Genomic DNA, 25,942 nt, shown 5'->3' with positions numbered 1-25,942 from the left:
GGCTTGCAGCCGGCACGGCGCCTGGGCGTCCTGCTTCTACAATCAGTGCGCCATGAGCCTGATCACCACCTGCCCTTCCTGCGGCACACGCTTTCGCGTGGTTGCAGACCAGCTGCGCGTCTCCGAAGGCTGGGTGCGTTGCGGTCAGTGCCAGGATGTATTCGATGCCCGCCAGCATATGGATGCGGATGCGGCGCCCGCAAAGGCCGAGGAGCCGCTCCCCGTTGACCCGCCGGTTGCGGTGGTGGAGCCGCAACCGCAGTCGCCTGCAGGGCCCACAGCGGCAGATGTTTCTGCCGCGGCGGCCTTCACCCCGCTGCCCATGCCAGCTGCCGCCGTGGCGGCGCCACCCGGCTACGAATTGCCCGTTCCGGCCTGGGATGAGGACAGCGATTTTCCCCATGTGGATGCCGCAGCCGAGGCAGTGCTGCCGCAGCCGCCTGCAGGGCTTGAGAGCAGCACCTCGGCGTTCTCGCCTGCTGCGTCCGATACCGCAGCCGAGCCGGTTTGGGATGAAACCGCCTTCTCCCGCACTGTGGATGCGCATGAGGTGCTCCCCATAGAGGAGCAAGAAGCCCCGGACAGCTTGCCCGTGCAGACATGGTCAGCGCCTGCCGACCTGACCGAAACGCCAGCGCCCAGCGAGCCTGCATGGACCGAGCCTGTGCCCGAACATGTTCCAGAGCCCGACGAGCCCGTTGCCCCGCTTGCGCCAGAACATGCCCCCACGGCGCAAGCCGAGGTGCACCCCACTGCTGTGGTCGAGGCCTTGACCACGGCCGCAGCCATTGAATCCGCCGCCCAAAAACTGATGCAGGCGGAAACCCATGCCGCAGGTGCAGCGGGCGCTGCCATGCCCTCGCTATTTGCGCCGCAAGAGGTGGACGTCGAGCTGGCCGACATCGACCCTGCACTGGAGCCTGGCTTTGTGCGCGCTGCCCGCCGCCAGGCCTGGTGGCAAAAGCCACTGGTGCGCGTGGCCATGGGCGCTGCGGTGGTGGTCTTGCCCGTGGCCCTGGTGCTGCAGGTGGCCTTGCATGAGCGCAATGCGCTGGTGGCCTGGCAGCCCGATTTGCGCCCGGCGCTGGAGTTTATGTGCACGGCCTTGCAGTGCCATCTGGGCCCGCGCCAGCAGATCGCCGCCATGGTGGTGTCGGGCTCGGCCTTCACCAAGACCGATACCGAGCGCAGCTACCAACTGAGCCTGAGCATCCAGAACCAGAGCCGCGCCCCGGTGGGCATGCCCGCGGTGGAGCTGACGCTGACCGATGCCCAGGACCAGGCCATTGCGCGCAAGGTAATCACGGCCAAGGAGTTGGCAGCGCCCCAGGAATTGCGTGCAGGTGCCGAATGGAGTGCGATGCTTCCCGTCACCACCCCGGGCCTGAATTTGCAGGTGGCAGGCTACCGCGTGCTGCTGTTCTATCCCTGATTTCTTTCTTCATTCTTCTTTTGTAAGGACGGCTCCCATGCCCGCTTTGATCTGTGGCTCTTTGGCCTTTGACAACATCATGACCTTCGAGGGCCGGTTCGCCGACCAGATCCTGCCCGAGCAGCTGCACATCCTGAACGTCTCGTTCCTGGTGCCTTCGCTGCGCCGCGACTTTGGCGGCTGCGCCGGCAATATCGCCTATGCGCTGCAGCAACTGGGGGGCCAGCCGCTGCCCATGGCCATGGTGGGCAGCGACGGTGGTGACTACCTGCAGCGCATGCGTGACCAGGGCATAGACACCCGCCATGTGGGCCAGGTGCAGGACACGCACACCGCGCAATGCATGATCATGACCGACCGCGACAACAACCAGATCACGGCCTTCCACCCCGGCGCCATGTCGCTGGCCCATGGCAATGTGATCACGGCGGACTGCGGTGCGGGCATTGCCATCATCTCGCCCGATGGGCGTGACGCCATGCTGCAGCACGCCGCGCAGCTGCAGGCCACAAACATTCCCTTTGTGTTCGACCCCGGTCAGGGACTGCCCATGTTCAATGGCGAAGAGCTGCTGCAGTTCATCGCACAGGCCACCTGGGTGACGGTCAACGATTACGAGGCCAAGATGCTGTGCGACCGCACCGGCCTGTCGCTGGAGGCCTTGTCGCACAAGGTGCGCGGCCTGGTGGTGACCTTGGGTGGCGAGGGCTGCGAAGTCTGGGAGCAGGGCGTGCGCACGCTGGTGCCTGCGGTCACGCCCGAAGCCGTGATCGACCCCACGGGCTGTGGTGATGCCTGGCGTGCGGCCCTGCTGTATGGCCTGGAGCAAGGCTGGACCCTGGTGCGCTGCGCGGAGCTGGGTAACCGTGTGGGCGCCATCAAGGTGGCCCATCGCGGACCGCAGAACTACCAGCTGGACGCTTTGCGCGCCGAAGTCGCCGCAGCCTGATGTAGGTGGGCTGCAGGCTGCATCCGCAGGGTGTGGCAGGCAGGACACTAGGGTGCATCGCCCCATAAAAAAACCCGGCACTGCCGGGTTTTTTTATGGACTAGCGCGAACGCCGATCAGGGCTTGCCGCCTGTGGGGAAAGGCCATGCGGCTTGCGGAGCCAGCACGGTCTGGGCCACGGGCGCTGCGGCCTCGGCTGCAGGTGCAGCCACCTTCTTGGCGGCGGCTTTCTTGGCCGGTGCAGCCTTTTTGGCAGGAGCTGCCTTCTTGACTGCAGGTGCAGCCACCTTCTTTGCTGCGGGAGTTGCAGCCTTCTTGACTGGAGCGGCCTTGGTCACGGCAGCTTTGGCTGCGGGCTTGGCAGCGACCTTCTTGGCGGCGGCCTTGGGGGCTGCTGCAGTCTTGGTCACGGCGGCCTTGGCTGCGGGCTTTGCAGCGACCTTCTTGGCGGCGGCCTTGGGGGCTGCAGTCTTGGTCACGGCGGCCTTGGCTGCGGGCTTTGCAGCGACCTTCTTGGCAGCGGCCTTGGGGGCTGCTGCAGCCTTGGTCACGGCGGCTTTGGCTGCGGGCTTGGCAACGGCTTTCTTGGCTGCGGGCTTGGCAGCAACCTTCTTGGCGGCGGCCTTGGGGGCTGCTGCAGTCTTGGTCACGGCGGCCTTGGCTGCGGGCTTGGCTGCGACCTTCTTGGCGGCGGCCTTGGGGGCTGCAGTCTTGGTCACGGCGGCCTTGGCTGCGGGCTTTGCAGCGACCTTCTTGGCAGCGGCCTTGGGGGCTGCTGCAGTCTTGGTCACGGCGGCCTTGGCTGCGGGCTTGGCTGCGACCTTCTTGGCGGCGGCCTTGGGGGCTGCAGTCTTGGTCACGGCGGCCTTGGCTGCGGGCTTTGCAGCGACCTTCTTGACAGCGGCCTTGGGGGCTGCTGCAGCCTTGGTCACGGCGGCTTTGGCTGCGGGCTTGGCAACGGCTTTCTTGGCTGCGGGCTTGGTGGCAGTCTTTGGTGCAGCGGGTTTGGCGGCGGCCTTGGGGGCTGCGGCTTTCTTCACTTGCGTTTTGACTGCAGCTTTTTTGGTGGTTTCGGTTGTGGTGGTCGCCGCCTTTTTGGCGGTGGTCTTCTTTGCAGTTGCCATCATTTTCTCCGTCGTTGGTTTATACAAAGCGCCTGTGCTATTGGCTTGCTGAGCAGGTCCCTGTGCGTTGTGGAGGATTTCAACGCACCACAACAAAGCGCCCCATGCCACCAAACAAAGCTGCTGATGGCATGGGGCGCATTATGAATTCCCTTGTAGTACTTGGGGAGGGATTAATCCCAAGAAAGTGCCCCTCCGGACTGATACTCGATGACGCGTGTCTCAAAGAAGTTACGTTCTTTCTTCAAATCGATCATTTCGCTCATCCATGGGAAGGGGTTTTCTTCGCCAGGGAACAGCTCTTCCAAACCGATTTGCGTGGCCCGGCGATTGGCGATGTAGCGCAGGTAGCCCTTGAACATCGACGCATTCATGCCCAGCACGCCGCGTGGCATGGTGTCTTCTGCGTAGGCATATTCCAGGTCCACGGCCTTGCGGAACAGGGCATTGATTTCTTCCTTGAATTCGGCCGTCCACAGGTGCGGATTCTCGAGCTTCAACTGGTTAATCAAGTCGATGCCGAAATTGCAGTGCATGGACTCATCGCGCAGGATGTACTGGTACTGCTCGGCCGCGCCCACCATCTTGTTCTGGCGGCCCAGTGCCAGGATTTGCGCGAAGCCCACATAGAAAAACAGGCCCTCCATCAGGCAGGCGAAAACGATCAGGCTCTTGAGCAGGGTCTGGTCGGTTTCGGGCGTGCCGGTGTGGAAGTGGGGGTCCATGATCGCTTCGATGAAGGGGATCAGGAACTCGTCCTTGTCGCGGATGGATTTGATCTCGTTGTAGGCGTTGAAGATCTCGCTCTCATCCAGTCCGATGGACTCCACGATGTACTGGTAGGCATGGGTGTGGATGGCTTCTTCGAAGGCCTGGCGCAGCAGAAACTGGCGGCATTCCGGTGCGGTGATGTGGCGGTAGGTGCCCAGCACGATGTTGTTCGCAGCCAACGAATCGGCCGTCACGAAGAAGCCCAGATTGCGCTTGACGATGCGGCGCTCGTCTTCGGTCAGGCCATTCGGGTCTTTCCAGAGCGCGATGTCGCGCGTCATGTTCACTTCCTGCGGCATCCAGTGGTTGGCGCAGGTGGCCAGGTATTTTTCCCAGGCCCATTTGTACTTGAAGGGCACCAGCTGGTTGACGTCGGTCTTGGCGTTGATGATGCGCTTGTCGGCCGCATTCACGCGGTGCTGGCTGCCAGCAGGTGCGGCGCCGGTGGCTGCAGTGCTGGAAGTGGTGGTGGTTTCGTCGTCGAAATTCAGCATGGTGTTCCTCGGGTGAAAACAGGTGCGTGTCGCATCCTGCCTTGCAATGTATTTGTCGTTTTGCGCTGGCTCTAAAGCGGGTGCTTTTCAGACCGCTGACAACCTGAACCTTGATGTTGTCGCTTCGCTGGCGCGGAAGGTGCTCGACCTTGTTGGGACCAAAAATCTTTGATTTGCCGGCCGCCCTCGGTACCAGGGCTACCGCGCAAGGGCCGCCCCGCCGCGCTGGTAGCGTCCCCCTCCCTCGCGCAGCGAGAGAGAGGGGGAAGGCGCGAAGCGCCTCAGGGGGTGAAGCCTTTTATTGGCAGGCCTCGCAGCCCGGATCGTCGATGGCGCAGAACTTGATGTCCGTTGCCGGTGCCTGCTGGGCGCGGGCGGTGGCAGCGGCTTTTTCCAGTGCGCTCATGGTGCTCATGGCGGCGGGTGCATGGGCCGACACGGCATTCAACACACGGCTTTGCACGGTGGATTTCTCCACATGCGTGGCGCTGATGGTGCGCAGGTAGTAGGTGGTCTTGAGACCACGCTGCCAGGCCAGCAGATAGGTGTCGTTCAGCTTCTTGCCCGAGGCGCCTGCCATGTAGATGTTCAGGCTCTGGGCCTGGTCAATCCACTTCTGGCGGCGGCTGGCGGCTTCCACCAGCCACTGCGGCTCCACCTCGAAGGCGGTGGCGTACAGCTGCTTGATGTCGTGGGGCACGCGCTCGATGGGGCGCAGCGAACCGTCGAAATGCTTGAGGTCCATGACCATGACCTCGTCCCACAGGCCCAGCTTCTTCAGGTCACGCACCAGGAACTGGTTGATGACGGTGAATTCGCCCGACAGATTGGACTTCACGGACAGATTGCCGAACGAGGGCTCGATGGATGCATCCACACCCACGATGTTGGAGATGGTGGCGGTGGGGGCAATGGCCACGCAGTTGGAGTTGCGCATGCCGTCGGCCTTGATCTTGGCGCGCAGAGCGTCCCAGTCCAGGCGCACGGTGCGGTCGACTTCCAGATTGCCACCGCGCTCCTTGGCCAGCAGCTCCAGCGAGTCCAGCGGCAAGATACCTTGCGACCACAGCGAGCCCTGGTAGCTGGAGTAGCTGCCGCGTTCCTTGGCCAGCTCGGTCGAAGCCCAGTAGGCGTAGTAGCACACGGCTTCCATGGAGGCGTCGGCAAACTCCACCGCAGCCTGGCTGGCGTAGGCCGTGCGCATTTCATACAGCGCGTCCTGGAAGCCCATGATGCCCATGCCCACGGGGCGGTGGCGCATATTGGCGTCGCGGGCCTTGTCCACGGCGTAGTAGTTGATGTCGATCACGTTGTCCAGCATGCGCATGGCCGTGGTGATGGTCTTGCGCAGCTTGGTGTGGTCGATGGCGCCGTTGCTGATGTGGCGTGCCAGGTTCACCGAGCCCAGGTTGCAGACGGCGGTCTCGGTCTCGCTGGTGTTCAGCGTGATCTCGGTGCACAGATTGGAGGAGTGCACCACGCCCACATGCTGCTGGGGCGAGCGGATGTTGCAAGGGTCCTTGAACGTGATCCAGGGGTGGCCGGTCTCGAACAGCATGGACAGCATCTTGCGCCACAGGTCCGTGGCCGGCACGCGCTTGGACAGCTTGAGCTCGCCGCTGGCGGCCTTGGCTTCATAGGCGGTGTAGGCCTTCTCGAATGCCTTGCCGTACAGATCGTGCAGCTCGGGCACATCGGAGGGCGAGAACAGCGTCCAGTCGCCCTTTTCCAGCACGCGCTGCATGAACAGATCGGGAATCCAGTTGGCCGTGTTCATGTCGTGGGTGCGGCGGCGGTCGTCGCCGGTGTTCTTGCGCAGCTCCAGGAATTCTTCGATGTCGAGGTGCCAGGTTTCCAGGTAGGCGCAGACCGCACCCTTGCGTTTGCCGCCCTGGTTCACGGCCACGGCCGTATCGTTGACCACCTTCAGGAAGGGCACCACACCCTGCGATTCGCCATTCGTGCCCTTGATGCGGGCACCCAGGGCGCGCACACGGCTCCAGTCATTGCCCAGGCCGCCGGCAAACTTGGACAGCAGGGCGTTTTCCTTGATGGCGTCGTAGATGCCGCCCAGGTCGTCTGCCACGGTGGTCAGGTAGCAGCTGGACAGCTGCGAGCGCAGCGTGCCGCTGTTGAACAGCGTGGGGGTGGAGGACATGAAGTCGAACGAGGACAGCAGCTCGTAGAACTCGATGGCGCGGGCGTTGCGGTCGCTTTCGTTCAGCGCCAGGCCCATGGCCACGCGCATGAAGAAGGACTGGGGCAGCTCGATGCGCGTCTTGCGCACATGCAGGAAGTAGCGGTCATACAGCGTCTGCAGACCCAGGTAGTCGAACTGCTGGTCGCGCTCGGCCTTCAGTGCCTTGCCCAGACGGGGCAGGTCGTAGGTCAGCAGCTCGGGGTTGAGCAGCTCGTTTTCCACGCCCTTGGCGATGAAGCCGGGGAAGTAGTCGGCATAGGCCGCATCCATGTCGGCGGGCTGCACGTCGCGGCCCAGTACTTCGCGCACGATGGTGTGCAGCAGCAGGCGGGCGGTGACATAGGTGTAGTCGGGATCGGTCTCGATCAGGGTACGCGCGGCCAGGATGGCGGCCTTGTAGACCTCGGCCAGCGGCACGCCGTCATACAGATTGCGCAGGGTCTCGCTCAGGATGGGCGTGGCCGAGATGTCGGGGTTGAGGTTGCGGCAGGCGGAGGTGAACAGGGTTTGCAGGCGTTCCTGGTTCAGCGGAATGCGCTGGCCGTTGTCGGTCACATGCAGCACATGCTTGGGGGCCGCAGCGGCTGCGGCTTCTTCCTCGGCCTTTTTCTGAGCGGCCAAGCGCTCCTGGTGGCGGGCTTCACGGTAGAGCACGTAGGCGCGGGCCACGTCCTGGTGGCCGCCGCGCATCAGGCTCAGCTCCACATGGTCTTGAATATCTTCGATGTGGAAGGTGCCGCCCCCCGGGCGCGAGCGCACCAGGGCGCGGATGACGGTATGTGTCAGCTCGTCAACAGTCTCGCGCACGCTGGCCGAGGCAGCGCCTTGGGCGCCGCGCACCGCCAAAAAGGCTTTGGTGACCGCGGTGGCGATTTTCTGGGGGGCAAAAAGCACGACATCGCCACTGCGGCGGATGACCTGGTAGGTTTCGAGCGCCACGGCGGCCGTGGTGGGCTGGGCGTCAGACAGGGTGTTCGATGCGTTTTGCATGGTGTCCTCTGGAGATGGGAGTGCAAGGCTGGCGGCTGCGGGCGCTTGCGTCGGTATGCGGTATTTGCAACAAGATGTTGCACGCTAGATGTAGTGTTTTGTGTGTCTGAAAACACTAGGGGTAGTGTACATCCGTGGATGAGTGCCCCCGGCTGCCGTGCCAGATTTCTGTCGGATTTTTGCCGCTGAAAAATCCCGGGTTGCGCGCAAAGCCAGCTTGCATGCGGCTGTGCCGGCCACAAGCCAATCCTGTTGCGGGATGTACGGGGATTTCCGTGCGGCAGCCGCCGTGGTGCTTGGCTCTACCAGCCGTCGTCGCCAGCGGCATGTCGCATGCAGGCCGCATGGGATGGCGGCTGACTTGACGTTACAGGCTGTTGGGTTTTAGCGCTGGTGCGCAGGGCTGGCGATTATCAAAAATAGGAGCCGCTGGCGCTTTGCTGCGCGGCAATGCACCGAGAAACCCATGTGGACTCAGCCCCGTCAGAGCGAAGGCTGCTATGGTATTGGAGTGTGAAAGACACCACGGCGTGCAGGCACACGGCGCAAGCCTGGGCTCAGGTGGCGGTGTGCTCCGGCGGAAACTCCCAGTCCGGATGGGCCTGTGCCAGCGGGCGGCGCAGGCGCGGCCAGTCAAAACCGGGGCCGGGGTCTTGCTTGCGGCCCGGGGCGATATGCTCATGCCCGGCCACATGGCGCAGCGGGTAATGGCTGGCAACGGCCTCGCACAGCTGTTGCAGCGCCTGGTATTGGAGGTCTTCAAATGTCAGGCCTTCCAGGCCTTCGAGCTCTACGCCGATGGAGTCGTCGTTGCAGTTCTCGCGGCCACGCCAGCGGGAGGCGCCGGCATGCCAGGCCCGCGCATCGGCGCTGACGAACTGCCAGACCTGGCCGCTGCGCTCTATGAAGAAATGCGAGGACACCTCCAGCCCGCGGATGCCCTGAAAGTAGGGGTGGGCGTCCCAGTCCAGCTGGTTGGTGAACAGCTGTTGCACGCAGCCGGTGCCGTACTGGCCCGGCGGCAGGCTGATGGAGTGCACCACCAGCAAGTCGATGTGGGCGCCTGTGGGGCGGGGGCCGAAATTGGGGGAGGGCAGCTGGTGCACGCCGGCCAGCCAGCCGTCGTGCCACCGGGGGGCATCAAAGTCCATGGGCGAGGTGGCCCGCATCTTCGGGCACCAAAGGGATGTGGAGTCGCGCTATACGATAGCGCATCTGCCGCAGGCTGATGCCCAGACGGGCCGCAGCGGCAGAGCGGTTATAGCCATACAGATACAGGGTGTGCTGCAGGATGCGGCGCTCCTGATCATCCAGCCAGGCCTGCAAATTCTCGGGCAGCGGATGGGGCAGCTCGGCCTTGCCCTGGCGCGGTGCGGCGGTGCCGGCCGCCAAAGCAGGAGCCGTGGGGGGCGTGGCCGCAGGGGCGGGCAGACCGGGGCAGTGCAGGTCTTCGCCCAGGGCCATGGCACGGTGCAGCAGGTTTTCCAGCTCGCGCACATTGCCCATCAAGGGGTGCTGCTGCAATTGCTGGAGCAGCGAAGGCGGCAACTGGGCCGCAGGCACAGGAGTCTGCTGCTCGGCGGCCATGCGCTCCAGTAGGGCCTGGCACAGCGGCTGCAGGTCTTCGCGGCGCTCGCGCAGCGGGGCCAGTTGCAGCTCGATCACGTTCAACCGGTAGTACAGGTCCTGGCGAAAAAGACCGGCCTGGACGTCGGCCGCCAGCGCACGGTGGGTGGCGCTGACCAGGCGCACATCCACGGCCTCTTCCAGCAGAGCCCCCAGCGGGCGCACGCGGCGCTCCTGGACGGCGCGCAGCAGCTTGGCCTGCATGGACAGCGGTAGCTCGCCAATCTCGTCCAAGAACAAGGTGCCGCCGTGGGCTGCTTGGAAGAAGCCGGCGCGGTCGGCCGTGGCGCCGGTGTAGGCGCCTTTGCGCACGCCAAAGAATTCGGCCTCCAGCAATTGCTCGGGAATGGCTCCGCAGTTCACCGCCACCCAGGCCCCGCTGGCGCGGTGGCTGCAGGCATGCAGGGCGCGAGCCACCAGCTCCTTGCCGGTGCCTGATTCGCCCTGGATGAGCACAGGTGCCATGCCAGGTGCCACCTTTTGTATGCGCTGCCGGAGCTGCTGCATGGCCGGCGACAGGCCGGTCAGGCGCTGAAGGGCCTGCTGGGCCGTGCCGGTGTCGGTGCCAGGCGAGTGGTGCAGGGGCCGAGGCAAGAGGGCGGGCGGTGGGGCCATGCAGTCCATGCTCCGCACCGCCGTGGCCATGAGGGTGCGGAGCTGCTGGAGGTCCACGGGTTGGCTCAGGCAAGCAAAGGCATGGGGGTGCTGGGCCTGTGCTTCGCTGGCGGTCGCGCAGCCTGCCGCCCCAGGGTTGGCAATCAGAATGCAGCGCTCGCTGCGCTGCTGTGTGCGCAGGCCGTGCAGCAGCTGCGCGCCCAGGCCGTCGGGCAGGTGCATATCGGTGATGAGCGCATCGAAGAGGCAGATTTCCAACCGCTCCTTGGCGTCGCTCACGCTGGTGGCGGTTTCCACGCGGTAGCCCTCGCGCAGCAGGGTCAGCTCATACAAAACACGCAGGGCGGGGTCGTCAGCGACGACCAGGAGGGTGGCGGCAGTGGCGGGCATGCGCCGCATCACACCACGATCGCTGTGGCGCGTGAAGCGCAGGCTGTCGGCTGGCCGCGGTCAGGGGTTAGATCGTGAACACGTTCTTAGCTGTCGCTGCGGGCGCCCGCGCGGCGGTGGGCCTCGCTGCAATAGGGCTGGCCAGCAGCATCGACCAGGGCATCGCGGGCGGGCAGGTGCAGACCGCAATGGGCGCAGGCCAGCATGGGCTGCGGTGGTGCCAGGGGCGGGCCGGCCTTGGGGGGCGGGCGCAGCGGTGTGCGCTGCTTTTTCAGGTACAGATAGAAGATCGCCACCACGGCGATCACAAGCAGGTATTTCATGCGAAGCGGTGCAACATCACTTCCATCACAAAGCGCGATCCCACATAGGCCAGCAGCAGCAGCAGGGCGCCCGCGTAAATCATGCGCACGGCATGGTGGCCGCGCCAGCCAAAGCGCTTGCGCCCCAGCAGCAGCACGGCAAACACGCCCCAGCTCAGCACGGAAAACACTTCCTTGTGATTCCAGCGCCAGCTGCGGCCGTAGAGCTGTTCGCCAAATAGCCAGCCCGCCAGCAAGGTGGCCGTGAGCAAGATGAAGCCGGCGGTGACGAAGCGGAACGTCAGGCGCTCCAGCAACAGCAGCGGCATGCCGCTGTCGGACTCCGCACCCTGGCGCATGCGCTGCTCGGCCTGGCTCATCAAGGTGGCATGCACCACGGCGGCGGCAAACAAGCCGTAGCAGGCAATGCCCAGGGCCAGGTGCAGGGGCAGCCAGGCCGAGGCTTGCACATGCATGGGCTGGCCCGGAAACACCAGGGCCAGGGCCACACTGGCGGCGCCCAATGCTGCCAATGCCCAGCGGGCCCGCATTTGCGGAAACAGCTGCTGCTCGACGGCGTACACGGTCAGCATCAGCCATGCGGTGATGGACAGGGCGGGGGCAAAGCCGAAATGCGCCGGGCTGGCCAACAGGGTGACGGCCAGGGTCAGGCCGTGCAGCACCCAGGCGCAGCGCAGGGCCAGGCGGGCCTGGACAGGGCTGAGGCGGCGCATGCCCAGCGTGGGGACGGCGTAGGCCACCATGGCCGCCAGGGACAGCAGGCCGCCAGGCAGGAAGAAAGGGGTGGGAACCATGCATGGATGATAGCGGCGGCCCGGGGCTGTGCGGTGCTGCTGGCGCAAGGCCGCATCAGAGATACGGCTGAAAAAAGCTTGCATGGGCCTGCGCTGCAGGGGTTTGCCGCCGAGGGCGGGGCCGCGCTGTAGGTGCATGCGGGCGGCAGCGGCAGCCCATGGGGGTGGGCCATGTAAAATTGACAACTTTGCTGGCGCTGCCGGCCGGCGCAGGCCGTGGACATGCATTGCGACCTGCAGAGGGGGCATGCAAAGACCACCTTCTTCGCGCTGGCTTGTTGAGGGGCGCAGTGCCCGGCCCGTGGTGCAGGGTGTGCAGCACCCATCCACCCCATTTCCCTGGAATCGACAGATATGGCATCCGCTCTCACCGACAAACTCTCGCGACTCGTCAAGGAGATGCGTGGCCAGGCCCGCATCACCGAGTCCAATGTGCAGGACATGTTGCGCGAAGTGCGCATGGCCTTGCTGGAAGCCGACGTGGCCCTGCCCGTGGTGCGCGACTTCATCGCCCGCGTCAAGGAAAAAGCGCTGGGCCAGGAGGTGCTGGCTTCGCTGCAGCCCGGCCAGGTGCTGGTCTCCATCGTCAACAAAGAGCTGTCCGCCACCATGGGCGAGGGCGTGGCCGACATCAATCTGAATGCCCAGCCGCCCGCCATCATCCTCATGGCTGGCTTGCAAGGTGCAGGTAAAACCACCACCACGGCAAAATTGGCCAAGCATCTGATCGAAAAGCGCAAGAAAAAAGTGCTGACGGTGTCGGGCGACGTCTACCGCCCCGCCGCCATCGAACAGCTCAAGACCGTCACGGCCCAGGCCGGTGCGGAGTGGTTCCCCTCCACGCCCGACCAAAAGCCCCACGACATTGCCGTGGCCGCGCTGGACTATGCCAAGCGCCATTTCTTTGACGTGCTGCTGGTGGACACGGCCGGCCGCCTGGCCATCGACGAGCTGTTGATGGCCGAAATCAAGGACTTGCACGCCACGCTCAAGCCGGTGGAAACCCTGTTCGTGGTGGATGCCATGCAGGGCCAGGATGCGATCAACACCGCCAAGGCCTTCAAGGAAGCGCTGCCGCTGACGGGCATTGTGCTGACCAAGTTGGACGGTGATTCGCGCGGTGGTGCGGCCCTGTCGGTGCGCCAGATCACGGGCGCGCCCATCAAGTTCGCCGGTGTCTCCGAAAAAATCGACGGCCTGGAAGTCTTTGACGCCGACCGTCACGCCCAGCGTGTGCTGGGCATGGGCGACATCGTGGCCCTGGTGGAACAGGTCACCAAGGGCGTGGACATGGAGGCCGCGCAAAAGCTGGCCGAAAAGGTCAAGAGCGGTGACGGTTTCGACCTCAACGACTTCCTGGCCCAGATCCAGCAAATGAAGCAAATGGGCGGGCTGTCGCAGCTGATGGACAAGCTGCCTTCCGAATTGACGGCCAAGGCCGGCGCCGTGGACATGGACAAGGCCGAGCGCGAGATCAAGCGCAAGGAAGGCATCATCTGCTCCATGACCGCCAAGGAGCGCAAAAAGCCCGAAATCATCAAGGCCACCCGCAAAAAACGCATTGCCGACGGCGCCGGCGTGCAGGTGCAAGAGGTCAACCGCCTGCTCAAGGAGTTTGAGCAGATGCAGACCATGATGAAGAAGATGAAGGGCAGCGGCCTGATGAAGATGATGAAAAAAATGGGTGGCATGAAAGCCATGAAGGGCATGATGGGTGGCGGTGGCGGCATGCCCAAGCTGCCCTTCTGACCGCCACGGTCCCATGCAAAACGCCTCGCATTGCGAGGCGTTTTTTTATGATCTTCTCATTCTGGCGCGCACCCAATTCAGAGACAGCGAGCAAGGGTCTACGCCGGCTGCGCCGCCCCTTACGCTCCGCTGTCGTCCCCCTGGTCTCCCTATTTCTGGGGAAGGCGCCGTAGGCGACTCAGGGGGAGGTCGTTTCAACGCGCATGCTGCACATGGCGCTCCAGCGCCAGCTCAATCAAGCGGGTGATCAGCGCCGTATAGCCCAGGCCGCTGGCCTGCCACAGCTTGGGGTACATGCTGATGGAGGTGAAGCCGGGCAGGGTGTTGACCTCGTTGACCACCACCCGGCCCTGGGGGGTGAGAAACACATCCACCCGTGCCAGGCCGGCACAGCCCAGCACCTGAAAGGCCTGCAGCGCCAGCTGGCGTATGCGCTCGTGGAGGGCCGCGGGCAGGTCGGCCGGCACGACCACGGCGGCGCCGTCGGCGTTGAGGTATTTGGTGTCGTAGGCGTAGAAATCGTCGTGCACCACGATCTCGCCGCAAACGCTGGCCTGAAGCACATCGTCATTGCCCAGCACGGCGCATTCGATTTCGCGCCCGGCAATGGCTTGCTCCACCAGCGCCTTGTGGTCAAAGCGCAGCGCCAGCGCCAGGGCCTGGGTGAACTCTGTGCGGTTGCGCACCTTGCTCACGCCGACCGAGGAGCCCTGGTTGGCAGGTTTGACAAACATCGGCAAGCCCAGTTGTGCGCTCAGTGCGTCGAAATCGGCATGGCGCGCGGTGGAACGGGTAAAGCTGGCAAAAGGCGCCATGTCCAGGCCGGCATCGCGCAGCAGGCGCTTGGTCACATCCTTGTCCATGCACACGGCCGAGCCCAGTACGTCCGAGCCCACAAAAGGCAGGTTGGCCAGACGCAGCAGGCCTTGCAGCGAGCCGTCTTCCCCCAGCGTGCCGTGAACAATGGGAAAGACCACGTCGATCTGCCCCAGTACCGCCGCCATGGGCGCCCGCATGTCCACCAGTTGCTGCTCGGCCCGGCCCGGCACCAGGGCCAGCTCCACCGTATTGGGCGCCAGCGCAATCTGTGCCGGGTCGTTGGCATGGAGCAGAAAGTCGTCTGCCGGCTGCGTATGCCAATGGCCTTGTTTGTCGATGCCGATCAGCATGGCTTCGAAGCGGTCCTTGTCCAGGGCCTCAAGGATGTTGCGGGCCGACTGCAACGAGACTTCATGCTCGGCGGACTGACCGCCACACACCAGGGCAACACGGATTTTGGGCTTCATGCGGATAGAGAACGGGGTGGTTGTGATGTGTGGATTTTGAAGCAACACCCGAAGCCCGAGTCAGGCATGGGATGTAAAAAGAACACTTCAAAAAATAGTGCGATGGCGGTCCAAGCGCTGCATGTGGGAATGCCATCAAAGACCAGGATGGGGCATAAAAAAACCGCCGGGTCTTGCGACCAGGCGGTGTGAAGCGGAAAGGGTTGAGGTTTCCAAAGGGGAACTAGTGCAGCATCAGCGCGCCGGCGCTTTTGCTCTTGCCGGCGCGGGCCGGCGGAGTGCACAGACCACATTCATAGTGGCGTGCATTTTCATAGGGTTCGGTCACAAACATGCCGGTGCACTTGGAGCATTTGGTGCGTGTCAGCATATTGGCGTCCACAAACTTCACCAGACGCCAGGCCCGGGTGAAGGACAGCAGCAGGTCCAGGCCGGCGGCTTCGATCTGTTCGCTGTACAGGCGATAGGCCTTGGTCAGCTGCTCGACCGCATCCAGCTCCACGCCCTTGGACAGGTATTCGTAGATGTTCAGGAACAGCGAGCTGTGGATGTTCTCTTGCCAGGTCAGAAACCAGTCGGTGGAAAACGGCAGCTGTCCCTTGGACGGCGACTTGCCGGCGATTTCCTTGTACAGGCGGATCAGGCGTTCGTAAGACAGCGTGGTCTCCGACTCCAGCACCTGCATGCGGGCGCCCATCTGAATCAGCATGGCGGCGCGCTCGATCTGTTTGGATTCGTTCAGCACGCTTTTGACGGTGGTGGCCATTGTTCTCTCCGGTGTCAGTGTTGCGGCAGGCGGATCAGAGCACTTCGGAGACGCGGCTGGCCATCAGGATGTTGGCGTGCAGCGTGTTGGTGGCTTCGTTGCCGATCTTGTTGCTGCTGTGGTTGGTCAGCAGGCTCCAGACCAGCTCGTCGTCCACACGGAAGCTGCACAGCAGCGTGTTGCGGGAGGAGAGCTTGAGCACTTGTGCGGCGGAAAGAGCACCCAGGGTGTCGCAGGCTTCTTCGTTGAGGCCCAGACGGAATACGGCTTCTGCCTTGTCCTTGCGGATCAGCGTCTGCGCCAGCATCAGATAGGTGAGGTTGGCTTCGCGGATCTCGGCGAGCAGTTGGTCGTTGTTCATTGGGTGTTCCTTTCCTTTGGAGTCCAGCCACAAAAGTGGGCCAGGCAGATCGCCGCGGTCTTGCGCTGGTGTCGATCTGTTGGAAAGGATTGTGCGAAACCCTGGCAAGGAACTGAAGTCAGGGTGCGTCGGTGCGCAGCGTCTGGTTTCCTCACCCGTCTTGTCAGATTTCTTCTGACATGAAGACAGGGCTTTATGTGGAGGTGACGGAAGAGACTGTAGCTGCGGCGGGGCGCGATAAAGCGTAGATAAATGTTCAAAATACCCGGCAAAAAAGCGGATGCGCAGTTTGTGGCGCATCCCCGCTTGGCTTGGAGTGCGGTGTGAGCGCTAGCGCGGCGGCATCAGGCCGGGGCGAGGGCATCGTGCAGACGCAGGGCCAGTTCCTGGGCGGCCTGGGGGCTGGCGATATTGGTGAAGCCCATCAGCAGCCCGTCCTGTGCGGGCGGGTGCTGGCACCAGTCCGACAGGGCTTGCACCGCCAGGCCTTGGGCCTGGGCTGCGGCGGCCCAGGCCTGCCCGTCCACCTCTTGGGCCAGCCGGGCCAACACATGGATGCCACCGGCCTGGGGCTGTATCTGCAAGGAGGGGCCAAACACCTGCTCCAGCGCCTGCACCAGATCGCCACGCCGCACGGCATACAGGGCGCGCATCTTGCGCAGGTGGCGTGCAAAGTGGCCTTGCTCCATGAAATCCGCCACCGTGGCCTGCTGCAACAGTGCGCCCGGTCCGGGCAGATGCTGTGCGGCATCTTGAAAGTGCTTGATCTGCCCTGTGGGCACCACCAGATAGGCCAGCCGCAGCCCGGGGAAAAGCACCTTGCTGAAGGTGCCGCTGTAGAGCACATGGCCGTGGTGGTCCAGGCTTTTGAGTGCGGGCAGAGGGCGGCCGTGGTAGCGGAATTCGCTGTCGTAATCGTCTTCAATAATCCAGGCCTGGCGCTGCCTGGCCCATTCCAGCAGCTCCAGTCGCCGTGGCAGCGACAAGGCCATGCCCATGGGGCTTTGGTGCGTGGGCGTGAGCACGGCAAACCTGGCCTGGGGTGCCAGTCGCAGGCCCTGGGCCACGTTCAGTCCTTCTGCATCCACGGGCACCGCTGCCAGCTGCATGCCGGCCCGCTGCAGAAACTGCCGGGCAAAAAGGTAGCCGGGCTCCTCCAACCACCCCGTGTCGCCAGTGTGCAGCAGCGTGCGGCAGATCAGCTCCAGCGCGCCTCGGTAGCCGGCCGTGACAAACACCTGCTCCGGCGCGCACGCAATGCCGCGCGCAATGCCCAGGTAGGTGGCAATGGCCTGCCGAAGGCGTGCATGGCCCGCCGGGTCAGGGTAGGCCATGCCGGCCAGGTCGAGGCTGCGCGCATTGCGGCTGAGCAAACGTGTCCAGGTCTTGCGGGGAAAGGCATCCAGCGCCGGCAGCCCCAGTTGCAAGGGCCTGGTCGCGCTGGCGGCGGTCAGGCGGTGCAAAGCCTGTGGTGCGTGGGCGCTGGCATGCAAGGGGCTGGGGCTGGAAAAAGCCCCCAAGCTGGGAGACACAAAGCAGCCAGCAGGGCCACGCGCCTGCAGATAGCCCTCGCTGGTCAGCATCTGATAGGCCAGCTCCACGGTGCCACGCGCCAGATTCAGCTCGCTGGCCAGGCTGCGCACCGAGGGCACGCGGTCACCCGGCTGCAGCTGGCCGCTGGTGATGGCATCGCGGTAGCGATGGTGCAGCTGCAGGTACATGGGAATTTCTTGCCCGCGCAAGGGGGCGAAGGCTAGCTGCTGCAGGTCCATAGAGATGTCCTAGTCATTCAATGCATTCTTGCACCTTTGCGATGGGGCATCCGTTTTTTATAGTGAATGCCATGACAGCAAACAAGACAGCAACTGCGATGCAGACTTTGACATTGCGCCACCTCCACAGCGATGCGGACTACCAGGCCGGTTTTGCCACCATGCAGGCACTGCGTCCGCACCTCGGCGATGCGGTGGCCTTTGCGGCGCAGGCCCGTCGCCAGGCCTCGCAGGGCTATCGCCTGCTGGCTGCGTGGCAGGAAGACCAGGTGCTGGGGCTGGCGGGTTATCGCCTGCAGGAGAATCTGCTGTATGGGCGCTTTCTCTACCTGGACGATTTGGTGACGGCCGACCTCTCCCGCAACCAGGGCGTAGGTGCCCAGCTGATGGCAGCCATGCAGGAAATGGCCAGGCAGCAGGGCTGTGCCCACTTTGTGCTCGACACCGGTCTGGGCAATGCCCTGGCGCAGCGGTTTTACTTTCGCCAAGGAATGTTGTCCAAGGGCATGCATTTCTGCCAGGTGCTGTGAGCATGGCCACGATGTCACAGCTTCTTTTTCTGGACTGCAGCCCCTTTGGAGTGAATGCTTTGGGCCCGCAGCAGGTGCTGGCGGCCCTGGGTGATCGGGAGGGGCTGCGCATTGCGAGCCGCAGCCTGGCGCAGGAGCCGCTGCCACCGATTTCTGCACACTATGCCCAGGCACTCACGGCAGCGGCGCCGGGCAGTGACCCGGCCTTTGCCCTCTCCGAGCACTTGATTGCCGAGCTGGAGGCCTGCGACGCGCTGCTGATCAGCACGCCCATGTACAACTGCACGGTGCCTGCATCGCTCAAGCTCTGGCTGGACTATGTGGTGCGCAACGGACGCAGCTTTCACAGCACGCCCCAGGGCAAGAAGAGCTTGCTGCGGGACCGTCCTGCACTGGTGCTGGTGCGCTCGGGCAGCGCGGTGGCCGGTGAGGACGCGTGGCAGCCCGATTTTTTGACGCCCTATCTGCGCTTTGCGCTGTCCCTGTTGGGCATGCAGCAGCTGCAGTTTGTTTACCTCCCTGGCTGGCCGCTGGCCGCCGACAGGCTGGAGCCCGCGCAGCAGGCGCTCCTGGCGTGGCTGGGGTCTTTTTCTTTGACTGGAGCATGTTCATGAGCACTCTTCGCCTGCCCTACCACAGCCTCTCTGCCGAGGCTTACCAAGGCTTTATCGCCACCAAGAACGCGCTGGAGCACAGCACGCTGGGCAAGCCCCTGGTGGAGCTGGTGTATCTGCGCGTTTCGCAAATCAATGGCTGTGCCTTTTGCCTGGAGATGCATGCCAAGGCCTTGCGCGCAGACGGCATGGCCAACGCCAAGATCGACAGCCTGGCCGGCTGGCGCGTGAGCAGTTTGTTTGATGCGCGCGAGCGTGCGGCCCTGGCCTGGACCGAATCACTGGTGGATGTGGCCCAGACCCATGCGCCCGATGCCGACTTTGCGCCGCTGAAGACCTACTTCAGCGATACGGAAATCTCGGACCTGAGCTTTGCCGTGGCGCTGATGAGTGCCTTCAACCGCCTGGCCATAGGCCTGCGCCAGTAAGCACCGTCGCAAGACCGCCCCGGTCGCTGGGCAGTCCCCAAGAAAAAACCGCAGTGTCTTTGCAGGCACTGCGGTTTTTGTATGTGGTGGTCGTAGAGGGACTTGAACCTTCGACATCAGCATTATGAATGCTGCGCTCTAACCAACTGAGCTATACGACCAAAGCAGCGAGATTCTAGAGGAAAAAAAGCGGTGCTTGGACAAAACACCGGTGGTTTTTGTGGGGGCAGCGCAGGGGCCGTGCTGTGCGCCGGCATCTTCGCTGTTCCATTGCGCAGCCCTGGTTGAAGAGACATTGCGCAAGGCCCGTGCGAAGGCATAAAAAAACCGCAGTGTCTTGTGCAGACACTGCGGTTTCCGGTTCTGGTGGTCGTAGAGGGACTTGAACCTTCGACATCAGCATTATGAATGCTGCGCTCTAACCAACTGAGCTATACGACCTAAGAAGCGGAATTATAGCGCAAAAATCACTGGTTGGTAAATTGTGCGGGGCGCTTGTTCAGAAAGGCGTCCATGCCTTCCTTTTGGTCCTGGGTGGCGAACAGGGAATGGAACAGGCGACGCTCGAACATCAGGCCGTCGGACAGCTGGCCTTCGTAGGCGCGGTTCACGGCCTCCTTGGCGGCCATCACGGTGATTTGCGAGAAGCCGCTGATGGTGATGGCGGCGGCCAGGGTTTCGTCCATCAGCTTGTCCAGGGGCACCACGCGGCTGACCAGGCCGCTGCGCTCGGCCTCGGTGGCGTCCATCATGCGGGCCGTCAGGCACATGTCCATGGCCTTGGCCTTGCCGATGGCGCGGGGCAGGCGCTGCGTGCCACCGGCGCCGGGGATCACGCCCAGCTTGATCTCGGGCTGGCCGAACCGGGCGTTGTCGGCGGCGATGATGAAGTCGCACATCATGGCCAGCTCGCAGCCACCGCCCAGGGCAAAGCCGCTGACGGCGGCAATCACGGGCTTGCGGATGGAGCGAATGGTTTCCCAGTTGCGGGTGATGAAGTCACCGCGGTAGGCGTCGGCAAAGCTGAACTTGGCCATGACGCTGATGTCGGCGCCGGCGGCAAAGGCTTTTTCGCTGCCGGTGATGACCATGCAGCCGATCTTCTCGTCCGCTTCGAGGGCCTTGAGCGCTGCGCCCAGCTCGTCCATCAGCTGGTCATTCAGGGCGTTGAGCTGCTTGGGGCGGTTCAGGGTGATGACGCCGACTTTGTCGGCTTCAACGCGGACTTCAATGTTTTCGTAGGCCAAGGCTATCTCCGGAGATGTGGTTATGGATGCTTAGAACACGTTCTTACACAGGGAAACTATAACCAAGCCGCCGGTCCGTACTGTCACCTACGGCCAGACCCTGGGCCTGGCCGCATCCCTTTAGAGCCGCTAACACAACCCTCGATACGTCGTTGCTCGGCCTTGTCGTACTAGGTGTACTGCCTACGGCCTCACGCCTCGTCTCGACCGCAAACCTACGGTTTGCTGGGGCGTGTTAGCAGCTCTTACTGCGCAGCCAGCCAGCTGGCGGCCACGGCCACATCCTGCACCGTCAGTTTGACGTTGGCGGGCGCTTCGCTTTTGGGTGCTACTAGTGCTTTGCTGGAGCGCTTGGCAGCGGGTTTTTCTGTGGAAGGAAGCTGCAGCGGCAGGCGCAGCAGGCGGCGGTCACGGGCCACCAGGGCGGTGACAGTTTCGCCCGGGCGGGCATACAGCGTCAGGTCCTGCAACTTGCCCAGGCGCCAGCCTTCGCCGCCCGCCTGGTTGTCACGCTCCAGGCCCAGCCACTCGTCCCCGGCCATGAAGCCGGCGCGCTCGGCCGCGCCGCCGCGCAGCACCAGCTTGATTTGCACGCTGTGGCCGTCCTGCACACGCAGGCCCAGTTGCTGGGCCAGGGCGGGACGGTCGGGCAGCAAGCTCACGCCATGGGCGGCCAGCAGCTCGGCCAGTGGCAGCTCGTCCTTGCCGTGCACCCATTGCGTAAGCTCGGTCTGCCAGCTGCGGCCGGACAGGCTTTCCAGCACGCTCAGCACATGGGCTTCGCTCATGGGGCCGCCATGGCAATGCGCCCACAGGCCGCGCATCACATGGTCCAGCGTGGTACGGCCTTCGCGGCGCAGCGCCAGGTCCAGGCACAGGGCCACCAAGGCGCCCTTGGTGTAGTAGCTGACGGTGGCGTTGGCGGTGTTCTCGTCCTGGCGGTAGTACTTGACCCAGGCATCCCAGCTCGACTGGGCCACGCTTTGCACCTTGCGGCCCGGGGTTTGCTGCACCTGGTTGATGGTCTTGGTCAGCAGGGCCAGGTACTGGGCGTTGTCGATCAGGCCGGCGCGGCGGAGCAGCAGGTCGTCGTAGTAGCTGGTGAAACCTTCAAAAAACCACAGCAGCTGGGTGTAGTTTTCGGCGTCGTAGTCGTAGCGCGCGAACTCGGCCGGGCGCAGGCGCTTGACGCTCCAGGTGTGAAAGTACTCGTGGCTGATCAGGCCCAGCAGCTGGGTATAGCCATCGGATTGTTTGTCATTGCCCTTGTCGCTACCCCAGCCGCTGCGCTGGGGTAGGTCGCGGCGGCCGCAGATCAGGGCCGTGGAGTTGCGGTGCTCCAGGCCACCGTAGTTGTCGTCGGTGGCGTTGAGCATGAAGACATAGCTGCGGTGGGGAGGCTTTTTGCCCTTGCCATGCCAGAAGCGGATTTCCTCTTCGCAAATGGTCTTGGTGTCGCGCAGCAGGCGTTCGCCGTCAAAGCTGGCGGGCGCGCCGGCCACCACAAAGCGATGGGGCACGCCGCAGGCGGTGAAATGGCCGCTCCAAAAGTGCCCCATTTCCACCGGGCAGTCCACCAGCTCGTCATAGTCGGCAGCCAGGTAATGGCCAAAGCCCTGGGCATCCACGGCATGGGCTGTCAGGCCCGTGGCCAGTTGCCAGTCCTGGGTGGCGGCGCTGCGGGCGATTTCCAGTGCATGCGGGGCACGCTCCTGGCCATGCACGCGCAGCAGCAGGCTGGTGCCGTTGAAAAAACCACGTTGCGGGTCCAGCCAGGCCGTGCGCACCGAGTGGTCGTAGGCGCAGACCTGCCACTGCAGCTCCACCGGCTGGTCGGCCTGGCAGTCGAGTTGCCAGCGCTGCTTGTCCAGTTGCTGCACGGCGATGGTCTTGCGGCCTTGCTTGGCCGTCAGCCCCTGCAGGTTTTTGGCGAATTCGCGCACCAGATAGCTGCCCGGAATCCACACCGGCAGCGACAGCTGCTGGCCCGCCTGGGGCGCGGCAATGCGCAGGCGCACGGCGAACAAATGGGCATGCAGGTCCAGCGGCTCCACCCGATAGTGCAGCGGGGCGTGGGGCGCACCGGCCAAGGCGGTGCCGGAGGCCGCGGCCTTGATTGGCAGTGCTGCGGATTCGGCAGCAGAGCGGGTGGGGCTGGGGTTGTGCTTGGATTGTGGTGTGGGCATGGCGGCAGTGGTGCAACAAGGTTTGCAGCGTGCCACAGCGGCCACGCCGCACAAAGAACAGGGGCCTGCAGTTCTGGCAGGCCCCGGTGGATATCAGCGCTTGGCTGCGTTCAGGTGTTTTTCCACCTCGGCGGAGGAAATGGCGCCGGGCACGCGGCTGTTGTCTTCAAAGATCAAGGTGGGGGTGCCGGTGATCTTGTGCTTTTTACCCAGGGCCAGGTTGCGCTGCAGGGCGGTCACATCGCAGCTGACCGAGGCCGGGGCCTTGTCGCGCAGCATCATGTCATGCCAGGCAGCTGCCTTGTCCTTGGCGCACCAGATGTTGCGCGACTTCTCGGCAGAATCCGGGCTCAGGATGGGGTAGAGAAACAGGTAGACGGTGACGTTGTCCACCTTTTGCATGTCTTTTTCAAAGCGCTTGCAATAGCCGCAGTTCGGGTCTTCAAACACGGCTATCTTGCGCTCGCCCTTGCCGTGGACGATGGTGATGGCGTCCTGCAGCGGCAGATCCTTGAACTGCACCTCGGTCAGCTTGGTGATGCGGTCCTCGGTCAGATTGCGGCGGGCCTTGGTGTCGATCAGCTCGCCCTGGATCAGGTAGTTGCCCTTGGCGTCGGAATAGAACAGGTCGGTGCCCACGCGCACCTCGTACAGCCCGGGCATGGGGGTGCTGCGGATTTCGTCGATCTTTTCCAGCTGCGGAATGCGCTCGATCAGGGTCTTCTTCAGATTGGCATCCTGGGCATGCGCAGCGAAGCCGAAAGTGAGTGCGGCGGCGGCCAGCAGGGCGGAGGAAATCAGTTTCATGAATACAACCGTTAAAAAAGCAAAAACTGGAACTTAGGGGGCGGACAGCGGCAAAGGTTCCCGGGATCGCGCCCGGGCGCTGTGCTGCTTGTGGGAGGGCCTACAGGCCCATGGCCTGGCGGGCCATCCAATCCTTCAGCGGTCCGCTGCGTTCAAAGGCCAGCATGCCCCAGTTGCGCAAGGCCTGCAGCGGCGCCTCGGGGCGGCTGAACAGCTGTTGCAGCCCATCCATGGCTAGGCCCATGGGAGCCAGGCCGGCCTTGCGCTCGCGTTCGTACTGGCGCAGCAGCTTCACATCGCCGGTGCTGCGCCAGCTGTCACGGGCTTGCAGAATGCGTGCCAGGGCCTGCACATCGGCCAGGCCCAGGTTCAGGCCCTGACCGGCCAGGGGGTGGACATTGTGGGCGGCATCGCCGGCCAGCACCCAGTGGCCGCTGCCATCGGGTCGCTGGCCACACCAGCGCTGGGCCACGGCCTGCTGCAGCGGCCAGCTCAGGCGCGGGCCTTGCAGCGCAAGCGTGCCCAGGGCGTAGTGGCTGAGTTCCTGCAGCTTGCTGGCAAAGGCCTCGGGTTCGGCCTCTTTCCATTGCTGGGCCTGTTCGGGGACGGTGGACCAGACCACGGCCACGCTGCGGCCCTCGGGGCCATCCAGGGGCAAAAAGGCCAGAATGCCGTCGGCGCTGAACCACTGCCGTGCCACCTGGCCGTGCGGGTGCTCGCAAGTCAGGCGGGTGGCCAGGGCATGCTGGGGATAGGGGGTGGTGTCGAATTCCACGCCGAACTCGCTGCGCGTGCTGCTGGCCCGGCCTTCGCAGATGGCTGTGAGCGGGGCGTCCACCGGGCTGGCCACCACTTCCACCAGGGGCTGGTAGCGCACGGCTTCACTCAAGCGGTTTTCCAGTGCGGGCACATCCACAATCCAGCCCAGGGCTTCCACGGCCTGGGCGCCGGCATCAAAGTGCACGCAGCCGCCTTCGTCGCCAAACACTTCCATGTGGCGCAGGGCCGTGGCGTGGTCGGGATCGGGCCAGACGCGCAGCGACTCCAGCAGTTGCTTGGAGCCGGTGTTGAGCGCGTAGGCGCGCACATCGCGCGGCACATCAGCGGCTTGCGGGCTTGCGACCAGGGCCACGCGCAGTCGCTCGCGGGCCAAAAGCAGGGCCAGGGTGCGGCCCACAATGCCGGCCCCACGGATACATACGTCAAAGGTTTGCGCCATGGCCTGCATTGTAGGAGGCGCGCCAGCACGCTCGAAAGCGCGGGCCATGTTCCAATCGCTGGCGACCGAGAAAGAAAGCCTTTGCATGACCACTTCCGCCGCCATTCCCGCCTCCGTCCACCCCGCTTGGGACGGCTTTGCCAACGCTGCCGATGTGCAGGGGCATATCGCCCAGCTCTGGGTGTTTCCTGTGAAATCCTGCGCCGGTGTGGCCGTGGATACGGTGCGCCTGGACGCTACCGGCCTGGCCCATGACCGTGAATGGATGGTGGTGGACCCGCAAGGTGTTTTCTTGACCCAGCGCAGCCACCCGCGCATGGCCTTGATCCGCCCGCAGCTGCTGGAAGTCGGTGCATCCACCGACATGGTGCTGGCGTTGACGGCGCCGGACTGCGAGCGTCTGGTGGTGCAGCCCCCGGCTGAAGCCTTGCCCTGCTTGGTGGAGGTGTGGGATGACCAGGTGAGCGCCTGGGATCAGGGGGATGCGGCGGCACAGTGGTTGACGGCCTTTCTGGGTACGCCTTGCCGCCTGGTGCGCTTTGACCGCCGCAGCACGCGGCCCTGCAGCCGCAAGTGGACGGGAGAGGACGCGGCCAGCACCTATTTTTCCGACGGCTACCCGCTGCTGCTGGCCACCGAGGCCGCAGGCAGCGAGCTGGCTGCGCGTGTCCAGGCGGCTGGCGGCCCGCATGTGGAGCTGCTGCGCTTTCGCGCCAATGTGGTGCTGGCGGGGTTGGAAGCGCATGAGGAAGACCATCTGGCCCAGCTGCACATCGGCACGGCGGCGGGCGTGGCCACGCTGCGTCCGGTCAAGCCTTGCACGCGCTGCCCGATTCCCGACATCGACCCGGCCACGGCGCAGCGCAGCACCCATGTCAGCCAGACCCTGGCCGGCTACCGCGCCGACGCGCGTGTGGGTGGCGCCATCACCTTTGGCATGAATGCTATCGTTACCCAGGGGGCAGGGCTGATCTTGACCGTGGGTCAGCCCGTGGCAGGTGAGCTAGCGTTTGATTGAAGGCTGTGAAAAAAGGAGCGCCTATAGCGCTCCTGTGCGAGGTTTGAAAGTAAAAAGCCCTGATTAGCTACATGCCTCAGATGAAGCTTCACTCCGAATTGCGCTGCTGCGCGGATATGACGTGCCGAGGCCGGGTCTCGCCCAGGCAGGCGACTTCATTTTCTTGAACGCTCAAGAAAACGGAAGCAAAAGAAGCCGTCCCTGCTGCCCATGTCCCTGCGCTTCGCTCCGGGCAAGCTCGGTGCTCGATC

22 protein-coding genes and 2 tRNA genes are annotated in these 25,942 nt (G+C 64.1%); 7 read left to right on the top strand and 17 right to left on the bottom strand.

The genetic code is table 11. From position 1 onward, the window contains the following. Positions 1 to 52 precede the first annotated feature (52 nt). Both ACA027_RS18770 and ACA027_RS18765 read left to right on the top strand, forming a co-directional pair. Positions 53 to 1,432 carry a DUF3426 domain-containing protein gene (locus tag ACA027_RS18770; protein ID WP_370679704.1) on the top strand — a complete coding sequence of 460 codons (1,380 nt, stop codon included), beginning with the start codon at positions 53 to 55 and terminating at the stop codon, positions 1,430 to 1,432. A gap of 37 nt (positions 1,433 to 1,469) precedes the next feature. Continuing rightward, a complete protein-coding gene (locus ACA027_RS18765; protein WP_370679703.1) occupies positions 1,470 to 2,381 on the top strand; it encodes a carbohydrate kinase family protein in 912 nt (303 codons plus the stop codon). A gap of 116 nt (positions 2,382 to 2,497) precedes the next feature. On the opposite strand, the gene ACA027_RS18760 is transcribed toward ACA027_RS18765, so the two are convergent. The 7 genes from ACA027_RS18760 to ACA027_RS18730 form a co-directional block, all read right to left on the bottom strand. Next, positions 2,498 to 3,505 carry a hypothetical protein gene (locus tag ACA027_RS18760; RefSeq protein WP_370679702.1) on the bottom strand — a complete coding sequence of 336 codons (1,008 nt, stop codon included), beginning with the start codon at positions 3,503 to 3,505 and terminating at the stop codon, positions 2,498 to 2,500. A 173-nt stretch (positions 3,506 to 3,678) separates the two neighbouring features. Continuing rightward, positions 3,679 to 4,770, bottom strand: coding sequence for a ribonucleotide-diphosphate reductase subunit beta (locus ACA027_RS18755; protein WP_370679701.1), 1,092 nt, complete (start codon positions 4,768 to 4,770; stop codon positions 3,679 to 3,681). 298 nt (positions 4,771 to 5,068) lie between these two features. Beyond that, positions 5,069 to 7,960: a ribonucleoside-diphosphate reductase subunit alpha gene (locus tag ACA027_RS18750; RefSeq protein WP_370679700.1), complete on the bottom strand. Its 2,892-nt coding sequence runs from the start codon at positions 7,958 to 7,960 to the stop codon at positions 5,069 to 5,071. A gap of 557 nt (positions 7,961 to 8,517) precedes the next feature. After that, complete coding sequence (gene ampD / locus ACA027_RS18745; RefSeq protein ID WP_370679699.1) at positions 8,518 to 9,111, bottom strand: 1,6-anhydro-N-acetylmuramyl-L-alanine amidase AmpD; 594 nt, start codon at positions 9,109 to 9,111, stop codon at positions 8,518 to 8,520. Next, positions 9,101 to 10,591: a sigma-54-dependent transcriptional regulator gene (locus ACA027_RS18740; RefSeq protein WP_370679698.1), complete on the bottom strand. Its 1,491-nt coding sequence runs from the start codon at positions 10,589 to 10,591 to the stop codon at positions 9,101 to 9,103. The genes ampD and ACA027_RS18740 overlap by 11 nt, the downstream gene beginning before the upstream one ends. An 86-nt stretch (positions 10,592 to 10,677) precedes the next feature. Further along, complete coding sequence (locus tag ACA027_RS18735; protein WP_370679697.1) at positions 10,678 to 10,914, bottom strand: PP0621 family protein; 237 nt, start codon at positions 10,912 to 10,914, stop codon at positions 10,678 to 10,680. Continuing rightward, a complete protein-coding gene (locus ACA027_RS18730; protein ID WP_370679696.1) occupies positions 10,911 to 11,708 on the bottom strand; it encodes an inner membrane protein YpjD in 798 nt (265 codons plus the stop codon). Before ACA027_RS18730 ends, ACA027_RS18735 begins: the two co-directional genes overlap by 4 nt. Before the next feature lie 354 nt (positions 11,709 to 12,062). Here ACA027_RS18730 and ffh point away from each other — a divergent pair, with 354 nt between their 5' ends. Beyond that, positions 12,063 to 13,457 carry a signal recognition particle protein gene (ffh, locus tag ACA027_RS18725; protein WP_370679695.1) on the top strand — a complete coding sequence of 465 codons (1,395 nt, stop codon included), beginning with the start codon at positions 12,063 to 12,065 and terminating at the stop codon, positions 13,455 to 13,457. 194 nt (positions 13,458 to 13,651) lie between these two features. Here ffh and ddlA read toward each other — a convergent pair whose 3' ends face one another. From ddlA to ACA027_RS18705, 4 genes are all read right to left on the bottom strand, one after another. Continuing rightward, positions 13,652 to 14,743: a D-alanine--D-alanine ligase gene (gene ddlA, locus ACA027_RS18720; protein ID WP_370679694.1), complete on the bottom strand. Its 1,092-nt coding sequence runs from the start codon at positions 14,741 to 14,743 to the stop codon at positions 13,652 to 13,654. Between the two features lie 223 nt (positions 14,744 to 14,966). Then, complete coding sequence (gene flhC, locus ACA027_RS18715; RefSeq protein WP_370679693.1) at positions 14,967 to 15,509, bottom strand: flagellar transcriptional regulator FlhC; 543 nt, start codon at positions 15,507 to 15,509, stop codon at positions 14,967 to 14,969. A gap of 34 nt (positions 15,510 to 15,543) precedes the next feature. Continuing rightward, entirely contained in the window at positions 15,544 to 15,870 is a 327-nt protein-coding gene (flhD, locus tag ACA027_RS18710) for a flagellar transcriptional regulator FlhD (RefSeq protein WP_370679692.1), read from the bottom strand. Positions 15,871 to 16,214: 344 nt separating this feature from the next. Further along, on the bottom strand, positions 16,215 to 17,642 hold the full coding sequence (locus tag ACA027_RS18705) for a PLP-dependent aminotransferase family protein (RefSeq protein WP_370679691.1): 1,428 nt from the start codon (positions 17,640 to 17,642) through the stop codon (positions 16,215 to 16,217). Between the two features lie 98 nt (positions 17,643 to 17,740). Between ACA027_RS18705 and ACA027_RS18700 the strand changes: the two genes are divergently transcribed. From ACA027_RS18700 to ACA027_RS18690, 3 genes are read left to right on the top strand one after another with little or no spacing between them, the layout of a single operon-like run. After that, positions 17,741 to 18,172 carry a GNAT family N-acetyltransferase gene (locus tag ACA027_RS18700; protein ID WP_370679690.1) on the top strand — a complete coding sequence of 144 codons (432 nt, stop codon included), beginning with the start codon at positions 17,741 to 17,743 and terminating at the stop codon, positions 18,170 to 18,172. Between the two features lie 11 nt (positions 18,173 to 18,183). Next, on the top strand, positions 18,184 to 18,786 hold the full coding sequence (locus ACA027_RS18695) for an FMN-dependent NADH-azoreductase (RefSeq protein ID WP_370679689.1): 603 nt from the start codon (positions 18,184 to 18,186) through the stop codon (positions 18,784 to 18,786). Next, positions 18,783 to 19,214 (top strand): carboxymuconolactone decarboxylase family protein, encoded by a 432-nt coding sequence (locus tag ACA027_RS18690; RefSeq protein ID WP_370679688.1) that lies wholly within the window; start codon positions 18,783 to 18,785, stop codon positions 19,212 to 19,214. The genes ACA027_RS18695 and ACA027_RS18690 overlap by 4 nt, the downstream gene beginning before the upstream one ends. 84 nt (positions 19,215 to 19,298) lie before the next feature. Here ACA027_RS18690 and ACA027_RS18685 read toward each other — a convergent pair. From ACA027_RS18685 to ACA027_RS18660, 6 genes are all read right to left on the bottom strand, one after another. Continuing rightward, positions 19,299 to 19,375: transfer RNA gene (locus ACA027_RS18685), tRNA-Met, on the bottom strand. Positions 19,376 to 19,578: 203 nt separating this feature from the next. Further along, positions 19,579 to 19,655 (bottom strand) — tRNA-Met (locus tag ACA027_RS18680). Positions 19,656 to 19,681: 26 nt separating this feature from the next. Then, on the bottom strand, positions 19,682 to 20,461 hold the full coding sequence (locus ACA027_RS18675; protein WP_370679687.1) for an enoyl-CoA hydratase: 780 nt from the start codon (positions 20,459 to 20,461) through the stop codon (positions 19,682 to 19,684). A gap of 245 nt (positions 20,462 to 20,706) precedes the next feature. After that, positions 20,707 to 22,647 (bottom strand): M61 family metallopeptidase, encoded by a 1,941-nt coding sequence (locus tag ACA027_RS18670; RefSeq protein WP_370679686.1) that lies wholly within the window; start codon positions 22,645 to 22,647, stop codon positions 20,707 to 20,709. 93 nt (positions 22,648 to 22,740) lie between these two features. Then, positions 22,741 to 23,454, bottom strand: a complete 714-nt coding sequence (locus tag ACA027_RS18665) for a DsbC family protein (RefSeq protein WP_370679685.1) — start codon at positions 23,452 to 23,454, stop codon at positions 22,741 to 22,743. A gap of 100 nt (positions 23,455 to 23,554) precedes the next feature. Next, a complete protein-coding gene (locus tag ACA027_RS18660; RefSeq protein ID WP_370679684.1) occupies positions 23,555 to 24,673 on the bottom strand; it encodes an FAD-dependent monooxygenase in 1,119 nt (372 codons plus the stop codon). Between the two features lie 85 nt (positions 24,674 to 24,758). On the opposite strand from ACA027_RS18660, the gene ACA027_RS18655 reads away from it, so the two are divergent. Next, positions 24,759 to 25,691 carry an MOSC domain-containing protein gene (locus tag ACA027_RS18655; protein ID WP_370679683.1) on the top strand — a complete coding sequence of 311 codons (933 nt, stop codon included), beginning with the start codon at positions 24,759 to 24,761 and terminating at the stop codon, positions 25,689 to 25,691. Positions 25,692 to 25,942 lie beyond the last annotated feature (251 nt).

Source organism: Comamonas sp. GB3 AK4-5, from assembly GCF_041320665.1.
In the GTDB taxonomy this organism is placed as follows: Bacteria; Pseudomonadota; Gammaproteobacteria; order Burkholderiales; family Burkholderiaceae_C; genus Comamonas.
This window is presented reverse-complemented; position numbering and strand designations above follow the sequence as displayed.